Below are 20,003 nucleotides of genomic sequence, written 5' to 3'. Positions count from 1 at the left end.
GGCAGCGGTGCCGGATCTGGGAGTGCAGCGCCTCGGCGGCCTTCTCCGCCCGGTACTCGTTGAAGAAGCCCAGCCCGACCGACACCGTCAGGATCACGCCGATGATGATCGCGTCCGTCGACTCGCCGAGGAAGAACGACGCGGCGGCGGTGACCGCCAGCAGGATCAGCAGGGGCGAGCGCAGCTGGCGGGCCAGCACCGCGACCCGCCGGGCCCGGTGGGTGCGCAGGGAGTTGGGGCCGACGGCGGCCAGGCGGCGCTCCGCCTCGGCCTGGCTCAGGCCGCCGCCGGTGCCGCCCAGCCGGGCCATGACGTCGTCGACCGGCAGCGCGGCCGCGACCGCGACGTCCAGCCCGCCCTCTCCGGTCATGTCACTGTCCGAGCCGTCCCGCCCGGCCTCCCCCTGGTTCTGGTAACCGTCCCGTCGCCAAGACAAAGGCAAAGGCGCTCCACGCCCGTCCCAACGCCCATCCGACGCCCGCGCCGACGCGGCGACGTGCCGTCAGTCCCGCGGCCGGACGACCGCCACCGGGCAGCGGGCGTGGTGCAGCACGCCGCGGCTGATCGACCCGAGCAGCGCCGACCCCAGCCCGCCGCGCCCGTGCGACCCCACCACCAGCAGGTCGGCGTGGTCGGAGGCCGCGGTGAGCGCGTCCACGGGGTGCGCCGACGGAGTCTCCCGCACGACGACGACCTCGGGGTAGTCGGCGGCGAACACGTTCACCCGATCGTCGACGACCTGCTGCTGTGCGGCGCGGACCTCGTCCATGGCGTAGGCGGCCTCCGGCGCGAACGCGTGCACGGGCAGCTGCCAGGCGTGCAGCACCCGCAGCGTGGCGGCCCGCAGCCGGGCCTGCTCGAAGGCGTGGGCCAGGGCGGGCTCGCACTCCGGCGAGTCGTCCACCCCGGCCACCACCTCGCCGCGCACCTGCTGCCGGTCGCCACGGACCACCACGACGGGGCAGCGGGCGTGCCCGGCGACGTGCGTGCTGACCGAGCCCAGCAGCGCGCCGGCGAACCCGCCGAGGCCGCGGCTGCCGAGCACGATCTCGGCGGCCTCCTTCTCCTGCCCGCGCAGCACGACCGCCGGCAGACCTTCGACGTCCTGCGTCGTGACCTCGACGGACGGCTGCCGTTCCCGGGCCAGCGCCTCGGCCTCCCGCAGGATCCGCTCGCCCTCGTCCGCCGGCAGGTCGGGCGCCCAGCCCGGGGAGAACCGGCGGATCTGGTACGGCGTGCGGTCCACGGCGTGCACGATCCGCAGCGGCAGCCGCATGCGGAAGGCGTCGTCCGCGGCCCATGCGACGGCGGCGCGCGAGGCCGCCGAGCCGTCGACTCCAACAACGATCATGATGTTCCCTCCTTCGTCACCTCCCATGAGACCCGGCCTCCCGCCGTCCCTCGCAGAGCCGAAGGTCGGCCGGGCCAGGGCCGAAGGGCCTTCCCCGATGCCGTCCGGCGGACGCGGGCGGCCTCGACGGCGTCCCCCCGTCCGTCGCCGCGCCCTGCACCACGACCACGGGACACGGCGGCAGCCGCAGGCACGACAGCAGCACCGCGCCCAGCCGCCCGTCCCCGGCGGGCCGCGCGGCGGAACCGAGCACCAGCAGGCCGGCCCCGCGCGCCTGGTCCGCGAGCGCCGTCTCCGGGCGGCCCCGCACGAGCCGCGCCTCGACGGCGACGCCGGGGAACCGGTCCATGACCAGGGCCACCGCCTGATCGAGCGCGGCGCTCGCGCGCGCCTCCTCGAACCCGGCGGGCCGGGACGGGCAGGGCGCGTACGGCGCCCTGTGCTCGATCGAGGGCTCCCAGGCGTGCACCACGACCAGCCGCGTCCCGCGACGGGCCGCCTCGTCGGCGGCCCATAGCAGCGCGGCCGCGCAGTCCTCGGTGCCGTCGGTCCCGGCCACGATCAGGCGAATGCTCATATCTCCACGATCCGCCCGCGCGACCGGGGCGGAACAGGGCCGAAAGCCCCGCTTGCGGTGACTTTCGGCCCTGCCGCCGTCCGGCTGGTCTCCGGAGGCTGGAGGGGCGGGGAGACCTGCACGTTTACCGCCCTGAGCAGGGCGAAGACTAGATCCTGAAGACACCTCGCAGCGACTCCGCCGGCCCGAGGGCCACCGCGGGCAGGAAGGACACCCACGTGACGCCCTCGTCCTCTGGCCTGTCATCGGCGGAGGCAGCCGTCCGCCTGGAACGCGACGGCCCCAACCTGCTCCCGCGCAAACCGCCCACCCCGCTGTGGCGGCGCGTCGTCACCCAGCTCCGCGATCCGCTGATCATCGTGCTGCTGATCGCGGCGGCGCTGACCGTCGGCACCGGCGACTGGACGGACGCCGCGGTGATCGCGCTGGTCATCGTGGTCAACACGGCCGTCGGCGTGACGCAGGAGGTGCGCGCCGACCGCGCCATCACGGCCCTGGCCGAGCTGGCCACCCCGGAGGCCCGCGTGGTGCGCGACGGCCACCAGCGGCAGATCCCGGCCGGTGACGTCGTGGTCGGAGATCTGCTGGTGCTCGCCGAGGGCGACATCGTCCCGGCCGACGCCGAGGTGGTGGAGTCGGCGTCACTGCTGGTCGACGAGTCGGCGCTGACGGGCGAGTCGGTCCCGGTGGACAAGGACGCGGGCGCGGCGGTCTCCTCGGGCACCGTCGTGGCCCGCGGCAGGGGCCGGGCGGTGGTCACCGCGATCGGCGCGGCGAGCGCGAGCGGGCGCATCGCCTCCCTCATGGTCAAGGGCGCCGGGCTCACGCCGCTGCAGCGCCGCCTGGTCGGGGTCGGCCGGCTGCTGGCCGGTGTCGCGGTGCTGCTGTCGGCGCTGGTGCTGGTCCTGGGCCTGGTCCGCGGCCAGCCGGTCGAGCTGATGGTGGTGACCGCGATCAGCCTGGTGGTCGCCGCCGTGCCCGAGTCGCTGCCCGCGGTCGTGACCCTGAGCCTGGCCCTGGGCGCCCGCCGGATGGCGGCCCGTGACGCGCTCGTCCGCAACCTGCCCGCCGTGGAGACGCTGGGCTCGGTGACCGTGCTCGCCACCGACAAGACGGGCACCCTCACCGAGGGCCGGATGGTCGCCCGGCACCTGTGGACCCCGGCGGCCGAGGCCGCGGTCACCGGCTCCGGCTACGCGCCCGACGGCGGCCTCGCCCCCGGCCGGGACCCGGACGAGTTCGCCGAACTGCTGACCGCCGCGGCGCTGTGCAACGACGCCCGCCTGCGCCCGCCCCGGGAGAACGGGGAGGAATGGACGGCGCTGGGCGACCCCACCGAGGCCGCGCTGCTGGCCGCCGCCGCCCGGCTCGGCCTCGACCGCGCGGGCCTGCAGGAATGGTTCCCCAGGGTCGCCGAGCTGCCCTTCGACAGCGACCGCAAGCGGATGAGCACGGTGCACCTGCTGCCGGGCGGCGGCGTCCGCCTGATCTGCAAGGGCGCCCCGGAGGCGCTGCTGCGCCCGGACGTGCTGACCGACGACCCGGAGCTGCCGGCCCGCGCCGCCGAACGCGCCGACCGGTTCGCCCGGGACGGCTACCGCGTGCTGGCGGTCGCCGCCGCCGACCTCGACGCCGTCCCGCATCCCGTGCGGGAGGACGGGCTGAGGCTGCTCGGGCTGGTCGCGATCCTCGACCCGCCACGTGAGGCGGCGGCCGCGGCCGTGGCCGACTGCGCGCGGGCCGGCATCAGGACGGTCCTCATCACCGGCGACCATCCGGGCACCGCCCGCGCGGTCGCCGCCGACCTGGGCATCATCGGCGCCGCCGACCGGGTCGTCGACTGCCGAGAGCCCGGCGCGCTCGCCGCGGGCCCGGCCGGCGTCTACGCGCGGGCCACCCCCGAGCAGAAACTCGACATCATCGAGGGCCTGCGGGGCCGGGGCGAGGTCCTGGCGATGACCGGCGACGGCGTCAACGACGGCCCGGCGCTGCGCCGCGCCGACATCGGGGTGGCCATGGGCAGGCGCGGCACCGAGGTCGCCCGGCAGGCCGCCGACCTCGTGCTCGCCGACGACAACCTGGACACCGTCGTGGCGGCCGTCGAGGAGGGCCGCCGGGTCTACGCCAACATCCGCCGGTTCCTGGTCTACGGCCTGTCGGGCGGCGCGGCGGAGATCGCGGTGATGGTGCTGGGCCCGTTCCTCGGGTTGCCGCTGCCGCTGCTGCCCGCGCAGATCCTGTGGATCAACCTGCTCACCCACGGCCTGCCCGGCGTGGCGCTGGGCGGGGAGCCGACGGTGCCGGGAACCATGTCGCAGCCGCCGCGTCCGCCGGGTCAGAGCATCATGGGGGCGGGCCTGTGGCAGCGGGTCGTCCGCATCGCCGTGGTGCTCACGGCCGTCACCCTGGGCGTCGCCGTCTGGGGGTCGATGACCGGGCGGCCCTGGCAGAGCATGGCCTTCTTCGCCCTCGGCGCCACCCAGCTCGGCGTGGCGCTGGGCACCCGGACCCGCCCCGGCACCCTGGCCAACCCGATGTTGCTGCTCGCCGTGGGCGGCGCGTTCGTCCTGCAGCTGGCCGGGCTCTACCTGCCGCCGCTGCGCGAGCTGCTCGGCACCCGGCCGCTGTCGCCGGGGGATCTGCTGGTCGTCGTCGCGCTGTCCACGCTGGGCTACGCCGCCGCCCGCCTGGACCGGATCCTGCACCCGTCCCCGACGCCCGCGCAGGACTGAGAACGGCGCCCGGCGGAAACCGCCGGGCGCCGTTCTCAGCGGGCCGTCAGGACGCGTGGACCGGGAAGGACGCCGCCAGGCTCTCGCCCCACTGCCTGGCCCGCTCCAGCTCGCCCGGCACCAGCGGCCCCTGCGTCCCGGTCACGTAGAAGCTGCACGGCGGCACGGCGAGCCGGACGCCGAGGCGGCGCAGCCGCTTGGCGACCGCCCGGCCCGCCGAGCCCGGCAGGCGGGGCTTGGCCACGCGGGTGTCGAAGGCCGCCGAGCAGAGCCCGGCCGACGACGTGCCGAGCGTGGCCAGCCACTCGCGCACGCCCCTGCCGCGCGACACCAGCGGCCCGGCGGCCTGCTGGGCGGCGGACTCGCGGGTGGAGGCCCGGCTCATGGAGAAGGCGTGCGTCGGGCCGCCCACCACCAGGAGGGTGACCTCGTCCCCCACGTGCGCGGGGGCCGAGCCGACCTCCGCCACCTCGGCCCGCATCCGGGTGGCCAGCCCCTCGGCCACGGCCTGGGCGATCCGCTCGGTGTTGCCGTACATGGACTCGTAGACGACCAGTGCCTTCATCTCACGCCTCCCGCCGTTCCGGCAGGATGGGTTCGAGGTGGAACATCCCGGTCACCACCTCGCTCGGCTCGGGCCGCGGCTCGATCCGTCCGGCGACCGCCGACAGGACGTCCCGGGCGGTGATCAGGCCCACCAGGCCGTCGTCGGACAGCACGGGCACGGCGTCCACGTCGGCGTCCAGCATGGCGGCGGCGACCCTGCTCAGCGGGGTGTCCGGTCCCACCCGGGGCGTGCGCGCGCCGCCGAGCAGGTCCCGCACCTCGCGGCCGGCCTGCTCCTGCGGCCCGCCGGACCAGGACGCGGCCAGGCACTCCCTGGTCAGGATGCCCAGCAGCCGCCCTCCGTCGAGGACCGGCAGGTGGTGCACGCCGGCCCGGCGCATCAGCTCCCACGCCATCAGCGGCGACTCCTCGGCCTTGACGGCCACCAGGACCCGGCTCATGACCTGTCCCGCCGTCGGCGACCCGTTCATGACCTGTCCAGCCGTCGGCGACCCGTTCATGACCGCTCCTCCGCGTCCGGCCGGACCACGGCGACCGGGCAGGTCACGTGGTGCAGCACGCCGTGGCTGACCGAGCCGAGCACGGCGGAGGCGAACCCGCCCCGGCCGCGCGAGCCCACGACGACCAGGTCGGCCGATCCGGCCGCCTGCATCAGGGCGGTGACCGGGTGGGCGCACGGCTGCTCGTCGGTGATGACCAGGTCCGGGTTGGCCTCCCGCCAGGGCACGACCCGCTCGCGCGCCGCGCCGGTCTCCTCGCGCATCAGGTCCTCGATCAGGCTGTTGTACGTGACCGCGTACGGGGAGAAGACGGGCATCTGCCAGGCCGAGACCACGTGCAGCCGGGCGCCGCGGGCCCTGGCCTGCTCGACGGCGTACTCCATGGCCGCCTGCGCGTCCTGCGACCCGTCGTAGCCGACCACCACCCTGCCGTGCTCGGCGGGGGCGGCGGCGGGGGCGCGGACGACCACGACCGGCCCGGACGCGTGCCCGGCCACCGCCAGGCTCACCGAGCCGACCGTCATCCCGGCGAACCCGCCGAGCCCCCGGCTGCCCAGCACCACTCCGCCGGCCGTCGCCGACTCGCGGATCAGCTCCCCGGCCACGTTCCCGGACAGCAGCTCCGTCGTCACCTTGACGTCGCCGGCCAGCGCGCGGGCCCGGTCGGCGGCCTCCTCCAGCAGGCGGGCGCAGTGCTCGGCGTTCGCTTCGTGCAGCCACTGCGGGCCGACGTGCACGAGACGCAGGTCCAGGCCCCGCCGCCGCGCGTCGGCGGCCGCCCATTCCACCGCTCCGGTCGCCGGGACGGACCCGTCCACACCGACGACGATGTGAGTGCTCATCGCGCATCTCCTTCACCGGTCGAAGCTCTCACCCTCAGGCTCCTACGGGCGGCGGCGCGGCGCCGGAGGAGGAAGTCCCGCCCGGCAGGGCCGTTGGTCCTCATCGGCGTCGCGGGGAGACGATCTGGCACGATCCGGTCACGCCATCGGCTCACCCTCCCCACGCTCTGTAGTGTCGATGAGCGCCCCCTCCTCGCGCAGTAGCCCGCTCAACGTGAGGACGTCCTCATGACCGAAGAAGCGGATCCCCCCGTCGCAGCGCCCGCCGCTCCCGCCCGCACCGGCGACCTGCTGGAAAAACCCCAGCTGGCGGAGATGTTCGCCCTGGCCAAGAAGCTGGACGGCACCTGGCCCATCTTCGCTCGGAGCCTGGATCCCGCCGACGACCCGGCGCTCCTGCGCGGCCGCTACCGGGCGGTGGCCGCGTCCACCGCCCGCTGGTCGGTGCGGCGCAAGCACGTCGAGGACTGCGTGGCCGCCTGGGTCCTGCTGCCCATGCTCGGCGCGGCCGTCGTCTTCGTGGTCTCGGTGTTCTCCGTCACCTCCGTGCCGAAGATCTTCCTGGCCGTCGTGGGTCTCACGGTCTTCATCTGGGTCTCCGTCTGGATCGAGAACCGGCGGCATCGCCCGCTCTTCCGCTACCTTCTCGACCCGCTGATCACCATGCTGGGAATCGGCTGCTTCCCGGCCGCCCTGTACCTCCGCCACGCCACCGGCCCGGCGTGGGCGGTCGACCTGGCGAGCCGGGCATGGATGCCGATCCCCCAGAGCATCGGCACCGTCTGCTGCGCCCTGGTTCTCGGGATGATCCCGGTCAAGGGGGTGATGTGGCAGTGGGACCGCGAGTCCCGCGCCTCGCCCACCGAGCCGCTCTTCGAGCAGCTGGCGGCCATCCTGGCCCGCGCCGAGCCCGACCGCCGCGGGCAGCTCCCGCCGGGGACGCGCAGGGAGATCCTCGCTCTCCTGGGCAAGGTCTCCTTCCTGCTGCGGGTCGGCATCCCGACCGCCGCCCGGGGCGGGACGCCGCTGACCAGGGCCGTGGTCCGCGCCCGCGCGGTCGAGGCGTCCAGGGCCGTCATCGACCTCCAGTTGTGGGTGGCGCTGCCGTCCCCGACCGCCTACGACGACCTCCGCACCCGCGTCGCCGAGCTGACCCGCACGGTCATCACGGGCGAGTACGACCGGCTCCCCACCCGCGACGCCACCCCGGAGGAGACCCGCCGGACATGGCACGCCCGCGTCCTGGAGACCGTCCGGACCCTGGTCATCGCCCTGCTCCCGGTGGCCGGCCTGGTGACCGCCGACCGGCTGGGCCTCAGGCTCCCGGCCCCCTTCGACGACGGCGCCATGATCGCCGTCGTGGCCTGGGCCGTCGTGCTCCTCCTGGGGTTGCTCGACCCGAACTTCGCCTCCCACCTGGCCGCCGCCCGTGACCTGACCACGCTCCCGACGTTCAACCGGAACACCGACAAAGGCGCGTAGCGCGGCCCGGTCCGGTCAGGAGGACGTCAGCCGCGCGAGCGTCTGGTGGGCGATCTCCCACTCCTCGTCGGTGGGGATGACGAGCACGGGCACCTCGGCGCCGGGCAGGGACACCGCGCGCTCGCCGGACGCCCCCGCGGCGTTGAGCACGGGGTCCACCGCGATGCCGAGCCGCTCCAGCCCCGCCAGGCAGGCGGCGCGGGTGGCGGCGTCGTGCTCGCCGACGCCGCCGGTGAGCACGATCGCGTCCACCCGGCAGCCGAGCAGCGCGTGGTAGGCGCCGACGTACTTGCGGATGCGCCGGGTGTAGATCTCCAGGGCCAGCCTGGCCTCGTCGTCGTCGCGGGCGCGTACCTGGCGCATGTCGCCGGACCCGGTGAGCGCGAGCAGGCCGCCGCGGTGGCTGAGCTCGTGCTCCACCTGCTGGGCGTCCAGGCCGCCGGTGCGGGCCAGGTACGCGGCCAACGCCGGGTCGACGTCGCCCGAGCGGGTGCCCATGACCAGCCCTTCCAGCGGCGTCATGCCCATGGAGGTGTCGACGCTGCGCCCGCCGGAGATCGCGGTGGCGCTGGCGCCGTTGCCGAGGTGGAGCACGATCAGGTTGAGCCCGGCGAGGTCGCGGCCCAGGGCGGCGGCGGCGCGGCGGGAGACGTACGCGCACGAGGTGCCGTGGAAGCCGAAGCGCCGCACGCCCCGCGCCCGCCACTCACGCGGCACCGCGTACGTGTACGCCTCGGGCGGCAGCGTGCGGTGGAACGCGGTGTCGAACACGGCCACCTGCGGCACGTCAGGGAACACCTTGAGCGCCAGCCGGATGCCGGTCAGGTTGACCGGGTTGTGCAGGGGCGCGAGCGGGGCCAGCTCCTCGATCGCGGCGATGACGTCGTCGTCGATGAGCACCGCGTCGGTGAACCGGGTGCCGCCGTGCACCACCCGGTGCCCGACCGCGACCGGCGCCGGCTCGGGCCCGGCGGCGGCGAACGCCGCCAGCATCGCCTCCAGCCCGTCCCCGTGGCTGGGGAAGGGACGTTCCCGGACGTACGGCGGCCCGTCCCCGCCGTGGTGCGTGATCCGCCCGCGGTCCTCGCCGATGCGCTCGACCAGCCCTCGGGCGGCGCGCTCGCGGGTGTGCGGATCGACGAGCTCGTACTTGATGGAGGAGGATCCCGTGTTCAGCACGAGAATGGGGTCGGCCATGCCCATGACCCTAAGTCCGTTCCGCGGGTCGGGTGGCGGCGCGGATCTCGTTCGGGACTTCCGGCCCTACCGGCCCGGCCGCGTCCCGCGTTGTGATGGGAGAGCCACGAGGCCGCCACCCCGCGCGGAGCGGGCCGTGGGGCGACCGTCGTGGCAAGCTGACCTGGAAGACCGACGACTGCGAGTGGGAGGCCAGACAGCGATGCTCGTCCGCGAGGTCATGAGCGGCCCGGCCGTCACCGTCCGCGACACCGATCCGGTGCGGCGAGCCGTGCGGGTCCTGCACGGCCACGACATCACCGCCGCGCCCGTCGTCGGCGACGACGGGCGGCTCGTCGGTGTGGTCAGCGAACTGGACCTGCTGCGGGGGGAGTTCGAGCCCGATCCCCGCGCGACCGTCCGCCCGGCCGCGCCGGCCGACGAGCCGCCGCCCCGCCAGGTCATGGACGTCATGAGCCGCGACGTCGTCACGGTCACCGAGACCACCGACGTCACCGTCGCCATCGATCTCATGGTCCGCGAGCGGGTCAAGAGCCTGCCCGTCGTGACCGGAGGCCGGATCGCCGGGATGGTCAGCCGCCGTGACCTGATGGCCATGCTCGCCCGCCCCGACGAAGACCTGCGCCAGGCGGTCGAGGCCGCGTTGCGCGAGCAGTACCCGGCGGGCCCCACCTGGGACGTCGCCGTCCGCGACGGCGTGGCCGAGCTGCGCGGGCCGTCCCGGCAGCAGGCCGACCACATCGCCGGCGTGCTGGCCCGCACGGTGCCCGGCATCGTCCGGGTCAGACATGTCCGGCCGTCACCGTGAAACGGGCCGTCGCTGTGAAGACCGGCCGTCGCTGTGAAGACCGGCCGTCCATGACGTGGTCGCTTTCTCGGCCGGGTCAGCCGACCAGCACGTCGTCACCGGCGTCCCCCATCCCGCCGGACGCCAGGGGTAGGAGGACTTCCCCGCCGTCGTCATGGTCTCGCCCGGCAGCCCGCCGAGGCCCAGCAGCAGGACGCTGGCGACGGCACACGACACGATGTGGATCACCCGCACAGTCCCAGCATGCCTGCCGAGCCCGACCGATACCGCGAAACCGACAGATCACCCGGCCGCCGCCACTTCAGGACGCCCACCCCCGCAGGGGACTCGGTGGCCGGCCCGGGGTTGTGATCCGGGTCGTTTGTGTCCGCCCCAGGGGCAGGGTCCATACTCGGGCGGTGTCCGATCTGATGACCACTGGACAGTTCGCCGCGCGGTCCAACCTGACGCTCAAGGCGCTGCGGCTCTACGACGCCAAGGGGCTGCTGCCGCCCGCCGAGGTCGATCCGCGCACCGGTTTCCGCCGTTACGGCCGGGCGCAGCTCGCCGTGGCCCGGCGCATCACGCTGCTGCGCGCCATCGACATGCCCCTCGCCGAGGTCGGCAGGGTGCTGCGGCTGGACGGCCCCGCGGCGGTCGAGGCCATCGCGAAGCACTGGAGTCACCGCGAGGAGCAGTGGCGGGCACGTCAGTCGCTGCTGGCCTACATCCGGCAGGTCTTCCTGGAGGAGGCGACCCCCGCGTACGAGGTGCGCCTGCGGGACGTGCCCGAGCAGCGCGTGATCTTCATCCACGGCCATGCGCGCGCCTCCGGCCTGGCGGACTTCATCACGGACGCCTCGGCCGCGCTCTTCGCCCACCTGGGGGCGGCCGGCGGCTGCCTGTCCGGGCCGCCGTTCGCCGTCTTCCACGGCACGGTGGGCGAGGACTCGAACGGCCCGGTGGAGGTGTGCCTGCCGACCGGGAGCCCGATCGAGCCCGCCGGCCGGATCGGCGTCCGGCTGGAGCCGTCCCACCGGGCCGCGTACGTCGAGGTCAGCAAGGAGCGGTCGCACTACCCGGCGATCCTGCCGGCGTACGACACGCTCAAAGCCTGGCTGGACGACCACGGGCTGGCCCCGGCGCTGTCCATGCGCGAGATCTACCACCCGAACCGGGAGACGGCGGCCCCGGCGGAACACGTCACCGACGTCGCGGCCCCGTTCGCGCCGCCCTCCTGAGCGACGGCCCTCGGCGCGGCTCGGGCCGGACCGCGTGGCCGACGGCGTCCAGGCACAGCCCGGACTGCGTCCCCGTGATGGTGACGTCGGAGTTTCGCTTCATGGTTCCGCCCGTTCGTGTGTCAACGCCAACAAGTCGCGGTGCCGGTGGGACGGAGGAAATACGAGCTGGACGACCCCGTCAAGAGCCCCGAAGCCCGAAGCGGCCGAAAACGCGCTCCCACCTCGGACCGGCCGCCACCCGTCCCCGTGAAACTTTCACGACCCGTCGGCCGAAAACTTTCGACAGGTAGCGGCCCTGGATGACATGCCCACACCAGCAAGACGGCTCCGAAAGTTTTATCCGAATCTTGACAACTTTCGGCGAGATCCACACACTGAGTGCCCGAGCCCGGCTCTCCCATCCGCTCCCGAACGCCCTGGGCGCATCCCTCCGAAGTGCGTCCGCACAACCTTCCCCCCATGATTCGCGTACGGAGGCTCCAGCATGCGTGTCAACGCCATGTCCCCACCGACCGCCGGACGGCCGCCCGGCGCGCGCCGCCGGGCGCTGATCACCGGCGCACTCGGCGCGCTCGGCCTGCTCACGGCCCTGGCGACGGCGATTCCGGCCGATGCCGCGGCGAGCACGCTCGGCGCGGCCGCCGCGCAGAGCGGCCGCTACTTCGGCACCGCCATCGCCGCGGGCAAACTCGGCGACTCCGCCTACACGACGATCGCCAACCGCGAGTTCACCATGGTGACGGCCGAGAACGAGATGAAGATCGACGCCACCGAGCCCAACCGGGGGCAGTTCACCTTCACCAACGGCGACCGGGTCTACAACTGGGCCGTGCAGAACGGCAAGCGGGTACGCGGCCACACCCTGGCCTGGCACTCCCAGCAGCCCGGCTGGATGCAGTCGTTGTCGGGCAGCTCGCTGCGCCAGGCGATGATCGACCACATCAACGGCGTCATGTCCCACTACAAGGGCAAGATCTACGCCTGGGACGTGGTCAACGAGGCCTACGCCGACAGCGGCGGCGGCCGGCGCGACTCCAACCTCCAGCGCACCGGCAACGACTGGATCGAGGTGGCCTTCCGCACCGCGCGCGCCGCCGACCCGGCCGCCAAGCTGTGCTACAACGACTACAACATCGACAACTGGACCTGGGCCAAGACGCAGGGCGTCTACAACATGGTCAAGGACTTCAAGGCGCGGGGCGTGCCGATCGACTGCGTCGGCCTGCAGTCGCACTTCAACGGCAACAGCCCGTACAACAGCAACTACCGCACGACCATCCAGAGCTTCGCCGCGCTCGGCGTGGACGTGCAGATCACCGAGCTGGACATCCAGGGCGGCTCGGCCACCACGTACGCCAGCGTCGTCAACGACTGCCTGGCGGTGCCGCGGTGCGCCGGCATCACCACTTGGGGCGTGCGCGACACCGACTCCTGGCTCGGCTCCGGCGCCGCCGCGCTGCTCTTCGACGGCAACGGCAACAAGAAGGCCGCCTACACGGCGGTGCTCAACGCGCTGAACGGCGGCGGCACGTCGCCGCCGCCCGGCGGCGGCGCGGGGCAGATCAGGAGCACGGCCGCCGGCCGCTGCGTGGACGTGCCCAGCTCCAGCACCACCGACGGCACGGCCGTCCAGCTCTGGGACTGCAACGGCCAGAGCAACCAGCAGTGGACCCAGACCTCGGCAGGGGAACTGAAGGTCTACGGCAACAAGTGCCTGGACGCCGGAGGCACGGGCAACGGCGCCAAGATCCAGATCTACTCCTGCTGGGGCGGCGACAACCAGAAATGGCGCGTCAACACCGACGGCACGATCGTGGGCGTGCAGTCCGGGCTGTGCCTGGACGCCGTGGGCGGCGGCACCGGCAACGGCACGGGGCTGCAGCTGTACACCTGCTGGGGCGGCAGCAACCAGAAGTGGACCTACAACGCGGGCGCCGCGTGAGCGTCGCCCGCCCGTCGCGCCGGGGCCCGGCGCCCCGGCGCGACCTCGCCCGCTGACCACCCCTCCCCCGGCCCGGCGAGGCCGGGGAAGGGGTCCCGGGTGACGCCCGTGAAACTTTCATGGCGACGGGCCGTCTCCGTGGAGAGAGAACTCCAGGCGGGAAGGCACGCACAGGACGAAGCCCGGCTCGGCCGGCAATCCCCTCATTGACACCGGAACGGACCGTCGGTTGTACTCCCTCACTACGGAGTAGTCCCATCGGCAAGACGATGTTAGCGCTAACACCCCTCTTCAGCCAAGGAGCCCCGGTGACCGAGTCGACCAGTTGTTAGCGCTAACAACTCACGCCGAAAGACCAGGCCACGGGCTTTCGAAAGAAGGCCCTGACCTGCTGACCCCGTGACCGGCCCACGGCCGTTCACCGCCCCCCATCCCAAGGAGCTACGCATGTCCTTGAGCCGCCGTCAGCTCTTCCAGGCCACGGGCGCGACCGCCGCGCTCTCCGTCGTCGGTCAGTTGGCCGGTGCGTCCCCCGCCCTGGCCGCAGTCCCCTGGAGCAGGCCCGACCTCGGCGTCTCAGCCTACGAGTTCGACCTCGGCCAGGTCCGGCTGACCTCCGGCCGCCTGCTGGACAACCAGAACCGCGCCCTCGCCTACCTGCGCTTCGTCGACGTCGACCGGCTGCTGTACGTCTTCCGCGCCAACCACCGGCTGTCCACCGGCGGCGCCGCGCCCAACGGCGGCTGGGATGCGCCCGGCTTCCCGTTCCGGTCGCACGCGCAGGGCCATTTCCTGACGGCGTGGGCGCAGGCGTACGCCGTGCTCGGTGACACCGCCTGCCGCGACAAGGCGCGCTACATGGTGGCGGAACTGGCCAAGTGCCAGGCGAACAACCCGGCCGCCGGGTTCACCGGCGGTTACCTGTCCGGTTTCCCGGAGTCGGACTTCACGGCCCTGGAGAACCGCACGCTGACCAACGGCAACGTGCCCTACTACTGCGTCCACAAGACCCTGGCCGGGCTGCTGGACGTCTGGCGGCTGATCGGCGACACCCAGGCCAGGACCGTGCTGCTCGCCCTGGCGGGCTGGGTGGACGCCCGGACGTCGCGACTGTCCGCCGCCCAGGCGCAGGCCATGCTCGGCACCGAGTTCGGCGGCATGAACGCCGTGCTGACGGACCTGTACCAGGCGACCGGCGACCCCCGCTGGCTGGCCACGGCCCAGCGGTTCGACCACGCGGCCGTGTTCGACCCGCTGGCCGCGAACCAGGACCGGCTCAACGGCCTGCACGCCAACACCCAGGTGCCCAAGTGGATCGGGGCGGCCCGCGAGTACAAGGCGACGGGCGCCACCCGCTACCGCGACATCGCCGTCAACGCCTGGGCCATCACGGTCGGCGCGCACACGTACGTGAACGGCTCCAACAGCCAGGCCGAGCACTTCCGCGCGCCCGGCGCGATCGCCTCCTACCTGACCAGGGACACCGGCGAGGCGTGCAACACCTACAACATGCTCAAGCTGACCCGGGAGCTGTGGCTGCTGTCCCCCGACCGGGCCGACTACTTCGACTACTACGAGAACGCCCTGCTCAACCACCTCCTCGGCCAGCAGAACCCGGCCGACGCGCATGGGCACGTCACCTACTTCACCCCGCTCAACCCCGGCGGACGGCGGGGCGTAGGACCGGCCTGGGGCGGCGGCACCTGGAGCACGGACTACGGCACGTTCTGGTGCTGCCAGGGCACCGGGATCGAGACCAACACCAAGCTCATGGACTCGATCTACTTCCACGACGACACCACCCTGTTCGTCAACCTGTTCGTGCCCTCCGTCCTCGACTGGAGCCGGCGCGGCATCACGGTCACCCAGACCACCTCCTATCCGGTCAGCGACACCACGTCGCTGCAGGTCACCGGCGACGTGAGCGGATCGTGGACGATGCGCGTCCGGATCCCGGCCTGGACACAGGGCGCGACGATCAGCGTCAACGGGGTCCGGCAGGACATCGCGGCCGCGCCGGGCAGCTACGCCGGCCTCACCCGGTCGTGGTCGTCCGGCGACACCGTGACCGTGCGCCTGCCCATGCGGGTGGTCATGAAGGCCGCCGCGGACAACCCCGGCGTGCAGGCCGTGACCTACGGCCCGGTCGTGTTGTCGGGCGACTACGGCGACACCGTCCTGTCGTCGGCCCCGGCCCTGAACCCCTCCTCGATCACCCGGACCGGCGGCTCCTCCCTGGCCTTCACGGCCACGGCCGACGGCGCGCCGGTGCGGCTCGGCCCCTTCCACGACGCCACCGGCCACAACTACGTCGTCTACTGGAACGTCCAGGGCGGGGCCGGCACGGCGAGCTTCCGGCTGGTCAACGCGGCCAGCGGGCTCGTCCTGGGCATCAGGGACATGTCCACCGCCGACGGCGGCGCGGCCCTGCAGTGGACCGACAGCGGCACCGCCGACCACGACTGGGTCCTGATCGTCGACGGGAACGCCCTGCGGTTCCGCAACGCGCACAGCGGCAAGGTGCTCGGCGTCGAGAACATGTCGACCGCCGCGGGCGCCCGGGTGCTCCAGTGGGGCGACACCGGCACCGCCGACCACCGCTGGACGGTCAGCGACGCCGGCGACGGCTCCGTCAAGATCCGCAACGTCCACAGCTCCAAGCTGCTCGGCATCCTGAACGGCTCGACCGCGAACGGCGCCCAGGTGGTCCAGGACGCCGACGACGGCAGCCCGGACAACCAGTGGCGGTTCCTGCCGAACGGCGCGCGGCGCCTGCAGAACGTGGGCACCGGGATGGTGCTCGGGGTCACCGGCATGTCCACGGCCGACGGCGCGCCCGTCGTCCAGTGGGGCGACAACGGCACCGCCGACCACCTGTGGACCGCCGTCAACGACACCGGCGGCTACCTGCGGCTGCGCAACTCCCACAGCCAGAAGGTGCTGGGCGTGGAGAACATGGGCACCGCCGCCGGGTCGCGGGTCGTGCAGTGGGCCGACAACGGCACCGCCGATCATCGCTGGCGGCTGCGCCACGGGTCGGGCGCCGCCTTCCGCGTCCAGTGCGCGGGCGGCGGCCGGGTCCTCGGCGTCGCCGGCGCGTCCCAGGGCGCGCAGGTCGTGCTCGCCGACGACAACGGCTCGGACGACAACCTCTGGAGGTTCCTGTGAGACGTGTCCTCGCGGCTGTCTCGGCCCTGCTTCTCGTGGGCGTGCTGCTCATCGCCCAGGAGGCGTCGGCCGCGACGGTCGACACCAACGCCTGGTACGTCCTGGTCAACCGCAACAGCGGCAAGGCCCTGGACGTCTACAACCTGTCCACCGCCGACGGCGGCCGCATCACCCAATGGACCAGGAACAACCAGAACCAGCAGCAATGGCAGTTCGTCGACTCAGGCGGCGGCTACTACCGCATCAAGTCCCGCCACTCCGGCAAGGTCCTGGACGTCTACAACTTCTCCACCGCCAACGGCGGCTCCATCGTCCAATGGACCGACCTCAACGGCGCCAACCAGCAATGGAAACTCACCGACAGCCCCGACGGCTACGTCAGACTCATCTCCCGCCACAGCAACAAGGCCCTGGAGGTCCAAGGAGCCTCCACCGCCGACGGCGCCGACATCGTCCAGTACGACGACTGGGGCGGCGCCAACCAGCAATGGCAGCTCGTCCCGGTCAACGGCAACGGCGGCGGCAATTACGCCAACCCGGTCGTGTGGCAGGACTTCGCCGACGGCGACATCGTCCGGGTGGGCGACGCCTACTACTACTCGGCCTCGACCATGCACTACTCGCCGGGCGCGCCGATCCTGCGTTCGTACAACCTGGTCGACTGGGAGTACGCCGGGCATTCCGTGCCGAGGCTCGACTTCGGCTCCGGCGCCTACGACCTCAGCGGCGGCCGGGCGTACGTGAAGGGCATCTGGGCCTCGGCCTTCAACTACCGGCCCGGCAACGGCACCTTCTACTGGCTCGGCTGCGTCGAGTTCAACCGGACCTACGTCTACACCGCCTCCGCCGTGGACGGCACCTGGACCAAGCGCTCACAGATCAACAACTGCTACTACGACGCCGGCCTGCTGGTCGACTCCGACGACACCATGTACGTCGCCTACGGCAACAGCACCATCAGCGTGGCCCAGCTCTCGGCCGACGGTCTCAGCCAGGTGCGCGCGCAGCAGGTGTTCCAGACGCCGAGCAACGTCGGCACCCTGGAAGGGTCCCGCTTCTACAAGCGGAACGGCTACTACTACATCTGGCTGACCCGCCCCGCCAACGGCCAGTACGTGCTCCGCTCGACCTCGCCATGGGGCCCGTACGAGATGCGCCAGGTCCTGCTCGACCTGCCGGGCCCCGTCGCCGGCGGCGGCGTCCCGCACCAGGGCGGGCTCGTCCAGACGCAGAACGGCGACTGGTACTACATGGCGTTCGTCGACGCCTACCCCGGCGGACGCGTCCCGGCCCTGGCGCCGATCACCTGGACCGGCGACTGGCCGGTCGTGCAGACCGTCAACGGCGGCTGGGGCGTGAACTACCCGAAGCCGAACATCCAGACCAGCCGGACCGTGACGTCCATGATCGGCCCGGACGCCTTCACCTCGGCCACGCTCGGCCCCCGCTGGGAGTGGAACCACAACCCCGACACCAGCCGCTTCTCCACCGGCAACGGCCTGCGCCTGCAGACCGCGACCGTCACCGGCGACCTCTACGCCGCCCGGAACACGCTGACCCACCGCATCCAGGGCCCGTCCTCGACGGCGACGATCGAGCTCGACCCCTCACAGATGGCCGACGGCGACCGCGCCGGGCTGGCGATGCTGCGCGACCAGTCGGCCTGGATCGGCGTCAAACGCGACAACGGCGTCAGCCGGGTCGTGATGACCAACGGCCTGACCATGAACGGCTCGTGGCAGACCACCGGCACCGGCGCCGAGGCGGCGAGCGCGAACGTCACGGGCGGCCGGATCTGGTTGCGGGTCACCGCCGACATCCGGCCCGGGTCCGGCCGTCAGGCCCGTTTCTCCTACAGCACCGACGGCAGCGCCTTCGTGGGCCTCGGCCCGGCCTTCACGCTGAACAACGCCTGGCAGTTCTTCATGGGTTACCGCTTCGGCATCTTCAACTACGCCACCAAGTCCCTCGGCGGCGCGGTCACCGTGCGCCGCTTCGACCTGACCACCCCCTGACACGGCATCGGAGCACATGGTGAAACTCAGTCCCCTGACCGTCCTCGCGACGGTGGCCGCGTTACTGGCGAGCCTGCTGGTCGCCGCCCAGCCCGCCGACGCGGCCACCGTCGACACCAACGCCTGGTACGTCCTGGTCAACCGCAACAGCGGCAAGGCCCTGGACGTCTACAACCTGTCCACCGCCGACGGCGGCCGCATCACCCAATGGACCAGGAACAACCAGAACCAGCAGCAATGGCAGTTCGTCGACTCAGGCGGCGGCTACTACCGCATCAAATCCCGCCACTCCGGAAAAGTCCTGGACGTCTACAACTTCTCCACCGCCAACGGCGGCTCCATCGTCCAATGGACCGACCTCAACGGCGCCAACCAGCAATGGAAACTCACCGACAGCCCCGACGGCTACGTCAGACTCATCTCCCGCCACAGCAACAAGGCCCTGGAGGTCCAAGGAGCCTCCACCGCCGACGGCGCCAACATCGTCCAGTACGACGACTGGGGCGGCGCCAACCAGCAATGGCAACTCGTACGGACGGACGGTGGCAACCCCGGCATGTGTGACCTCCCCTCGACCTACCGCTGGACCTCGACCGGCCCGCTGGCGACCCCGAAGGCGGGCTGGGTCTCGCTCAAGGACTTCACCGTCGCCCCCTACAACGGGCGGCATCTGGTCTACGCCACGACCCACGACACCGGGACGAAGTGGGGGTCGATGAGCTTCAGCCCGCTCGCCAACTGGTCCGACATGGCCTCGGCCACACAGAACACGATGTCCTTCTCCGCCGTCGCCCCCACGCTCTTCTTCTTCGCCCCCAAGAACATCTGGGTGCTCGCCTACCAGTGGGGCGGGCCCGCCTTCTCGTACCGGACCTCCACCGACCCCGCCAACCCCAACAGCTGGTCGGCGCCGCAGACGCTCTTCTCCGGCAGCATCTCGGGCTCCGGGACGGGCCCCATCGACCAGACGGTCATCGGCGACAACACCGACATGTACCTGTTCTTCGCCGGGGACAACGGCAAGATCTACCGGGCGAGCATGCCCATCGGGAACTTCCCCGGCAGTTTCGGCACGGCCTCGACCGTGGTCATGAGCGACACGACGAACAACCTGTTCGAAGCCGTCCAGGTCTACAAGCTCCAGGGCCAGAACCGGTACCTGATGATCGTCGAGGCGATCGGCGCGCAGGGCCGCTACTTCCGCTCGTTCACCGCCACCAGCCTGAACGGTTCCTGGACGCCCCAGGCCGCGACCGAGGGCAACCCGTTCGCCGGCAAGGCCAACAGCGGCGCCACCTGGACGAACGACATCAGCCACGGCGAGCTGGTCCGCACCGGCGCCGACCAGACCATGACCGTCGACCCGTGCAACCTGCAACTCCTCTACCAGGGCCGCAGCCCCAGCTCGGGCGGCGACTACGGCCTCCTGCCCTACCGGCCGGGGGTGCTGACACTGCAGCGCTGACGCCGTGAGCCGGTGACCCTCGCGGCTCCCACCTGAAATGCCACGGGCCCACCCCTCCGCCGAGGGGTGGGCCACCATGCGCCTGCCGCACGCGTCCGCCTCCCCGAGCTCCATGAAGCGCATCCGGGTCACCG

General features: G+C 72.6%; 15 protein-coding genes. 8 read left to right on the top strand and 7 right to left on the bottom strand.

From position 1 onward, the window contains the following. From ACWCSD_RS24995 to ACWCSD_RS24985, 3 genes are all read right to left on the bottom strand, one after another. Positions 1-370: cation-transporting P-type ATPase (locus tag ACWCSD_RS24995; RefSeq protein ID WP_449918281.1), on the bottom strand; the 370-nt coding region annotated here is incomplete at its 3' end. Positions 371-502: 132 nt separating this feature from the next. Next, positions 503-1,351, bottom strand: coding sequence for a universal stress protein (locus ACWCSD_RS24990; RefSeq protein WP_397159945.1), 849 nt, complete (start codon positions 1,349-1,351; stop codon positions 503-505). Between the two features lie 16 nt (positions 1,352-1,367). Beyond that, positions 1,368-1,928 (bottom strand): universal stress protein, encoded by a 561-nt coding sequence (locus tag ACWCSD_RS24985; RefSeq protein WP_449918279.1) that lies wholly within the window; start codon positions 1,926-1,928, stop codon positions 1,368-1,370. 218 nt (positions 1,929-2,146) lie between these two features. On the opposite strand from ACWCSD_RS24985, the gene ACWCSD_RS24980 reads away from it, so the two are divergent. Then, positions 2,147-4,660 (top strand): cation-translocating P-type ATPase, encoded by a 2,514-nt coding sequence (locus tag ACWCSD_RS24980; RefSeq protein WP_449918276.1) that lies wholly within the window; start codon positions 2,147-2,149, stop codon positions 4,658-4,660. A gap of 46 nt (positions 4,661-4,706) precedes the next feature. Here the strand turns inward: ACWCSD_RS24980 and ACWCSD_RS24975 are convergent, their stop codons facing one another. Genes ACWCSD_RS24975 through ACWCSD_RS24965 form a run of 3 tightly spaced genes read right to left on the bottom strand, consistent with a single transcriptional unit; the run spans position 4,707 to position 6,569 of the window. Beyond that, positions 4,707-5,225 (bottom strand): flavodoxin family protein, encoded by a 519-nt coding sequence (locus ACWCSD_RS24975; RefSeq protein WP_449918273.1) that lies wholly within the window; start codon positions 5,223-5,225, stop codon positions 4,707-4,709. 1 nt (position 5,226) lies between these two features. Beyond that, positions 5,227-5,727: a CBS domain-containing protein gene (locus ACWCSD_RS24970; RefSeq protein ID WP_397159937.1), complete on the bottom strand. Its 501-nt coding sequence runs from the start codon at positions 5,725-5,727 to the stop codon at positions 5,227-5,229. Beyond that, positions 5,724-6,569 (bottom strand): universal stress protein, encoded by an 846-nt coding sequence (locus tag ACWCSD_RS24965; RefSeq protein WP_449918270.1) that lies wholly within the window; start codon positions 6,567-6,569, stop codon positions 5,724-5,726. Before ACWCSD_RS24965 ends, ACWCSD_RS24970 begins: the two co-directional genes overlap by 4 nt. Positions 6,570-6,797: 228 nt before the next feature. Here ACWCSD_RS24965 and ACWCSD_RS24960 point away from each other — a divergent pair, with 228 nt between their 5' ends. After that, entirely contained in the window at positions 6,798-8,051 is a 1,254-nt protein-coding gene (locus ACWCSD_RS24960) for a hypothetical protein (protein ID WP_449918267.1), read from the top strand. 15 nt (positions 8,052-8,066) lie between these two features. Here the strand turns inward: ACWCSD_RS24960 and ACWCSD_RS24955 are convergent, their stop codons facing one another. Continuing rightward, positions 8,067-9,248 carry an acetate/propionate family kinase gene (locus ACWCSD_RS24955; protein ID WP_449918264.1) on the bottom strand — a complete coding sequence of 394 codons (1,182 nt, stop codon included), beginning with the start codon at positions 9,246-9,248 and terminating at the stop codon, positions 8,067-8,069. 202 nt (positions 9,249-9,450) lie between these two features. Here ACWCSD_RS24955 and ACWCSD_RS24950 point away from each other — a divergent pair, with 202 nt between their 5' ends. The 6 genes from ACWCSD_RS24950 (at position 9,451) to ACWCSD_RS24925 (ending at position 19,869) form a co-directional block, all read left to right on the top strand. Continuing rightward, entirely contained in the window at positions 9,451-10,056 is a 606-nt protein-coding gene (locus ACWCSD_RS24950; RefSeq protein ID WP_449918261.1) for a CBS domain-containing protein, read from the top strand. 398 nt (positions 10,057-10,454) lie between these two features. Beyond that, a complete protein-coding gene (locus tag ACWCSD_RS24945; RefSeq protein ID WP_397159927.1) occupies positions 10,455-11,276 on the top strand; it encodes a MerR family transcriptional regulator in 822 nt (273 codons plus the stop codon). Between the two features lie 487 nt (positions 11,277-11,763). After that, complete coding sequence (locus ACWCSD_RS24940) at positions 11,764-13,221, top strand: endo-1,4-beta-xylanase (protein ID WP_397159925.1); 1,458 nt, start codon at positions 11,764-11,766, stop codon at positions 13,219-13,221. A 447-nt stretch (positions 13,222-13,668) separates the two neighbouring features. Then, a complete protein-coding gene (locus tag ACWCSD_RS24935; RefSeq protein ID WP_449918259.1) occupies positions 13,669-16,389 on the top strand; it encodes a beta-L-arabinofuranosidase domain-containing protein in 2,721 nt (906 codons plus the stop codon). After that, entirely contained in the window at positions 16,386-18,404 is a 2,019-nt protein-coding gene (locus ACWCSD_RS24930; protein ID WP_449918257.1) for an RICIN domain-containing protein, read from the top strand. The genes ACWCSD_RS24935 and ACWCSD_RS24930 overlap by 4 nt, the downstream gene beginning before the upstream one ends. 16 nt (positions 18,405-18,420) lie before the next feature. Continuing rightward, positions 18,421-19,869: a non-reducing end alpha-L-arabinofuranosidase family hydrolase gene (locus tag ACWCSD_RS24925; protein ID WP_449918254.1), complete on the top strand. Its 1,449-nt coding sequence runs from the start codon at positions 18,421-18,423 to the stop codon at positions 19,867-19,869. Positions 19,870-20,003: the final 134 nt, after the last annotated feature.

The sequence above is a fragment of the Nonomuraea sp. NPDC001684 genome, from assembly GCF_053596515.1.
This window is presented reverse-complemented; position numbering and strand designations above follow the sequence as displayed.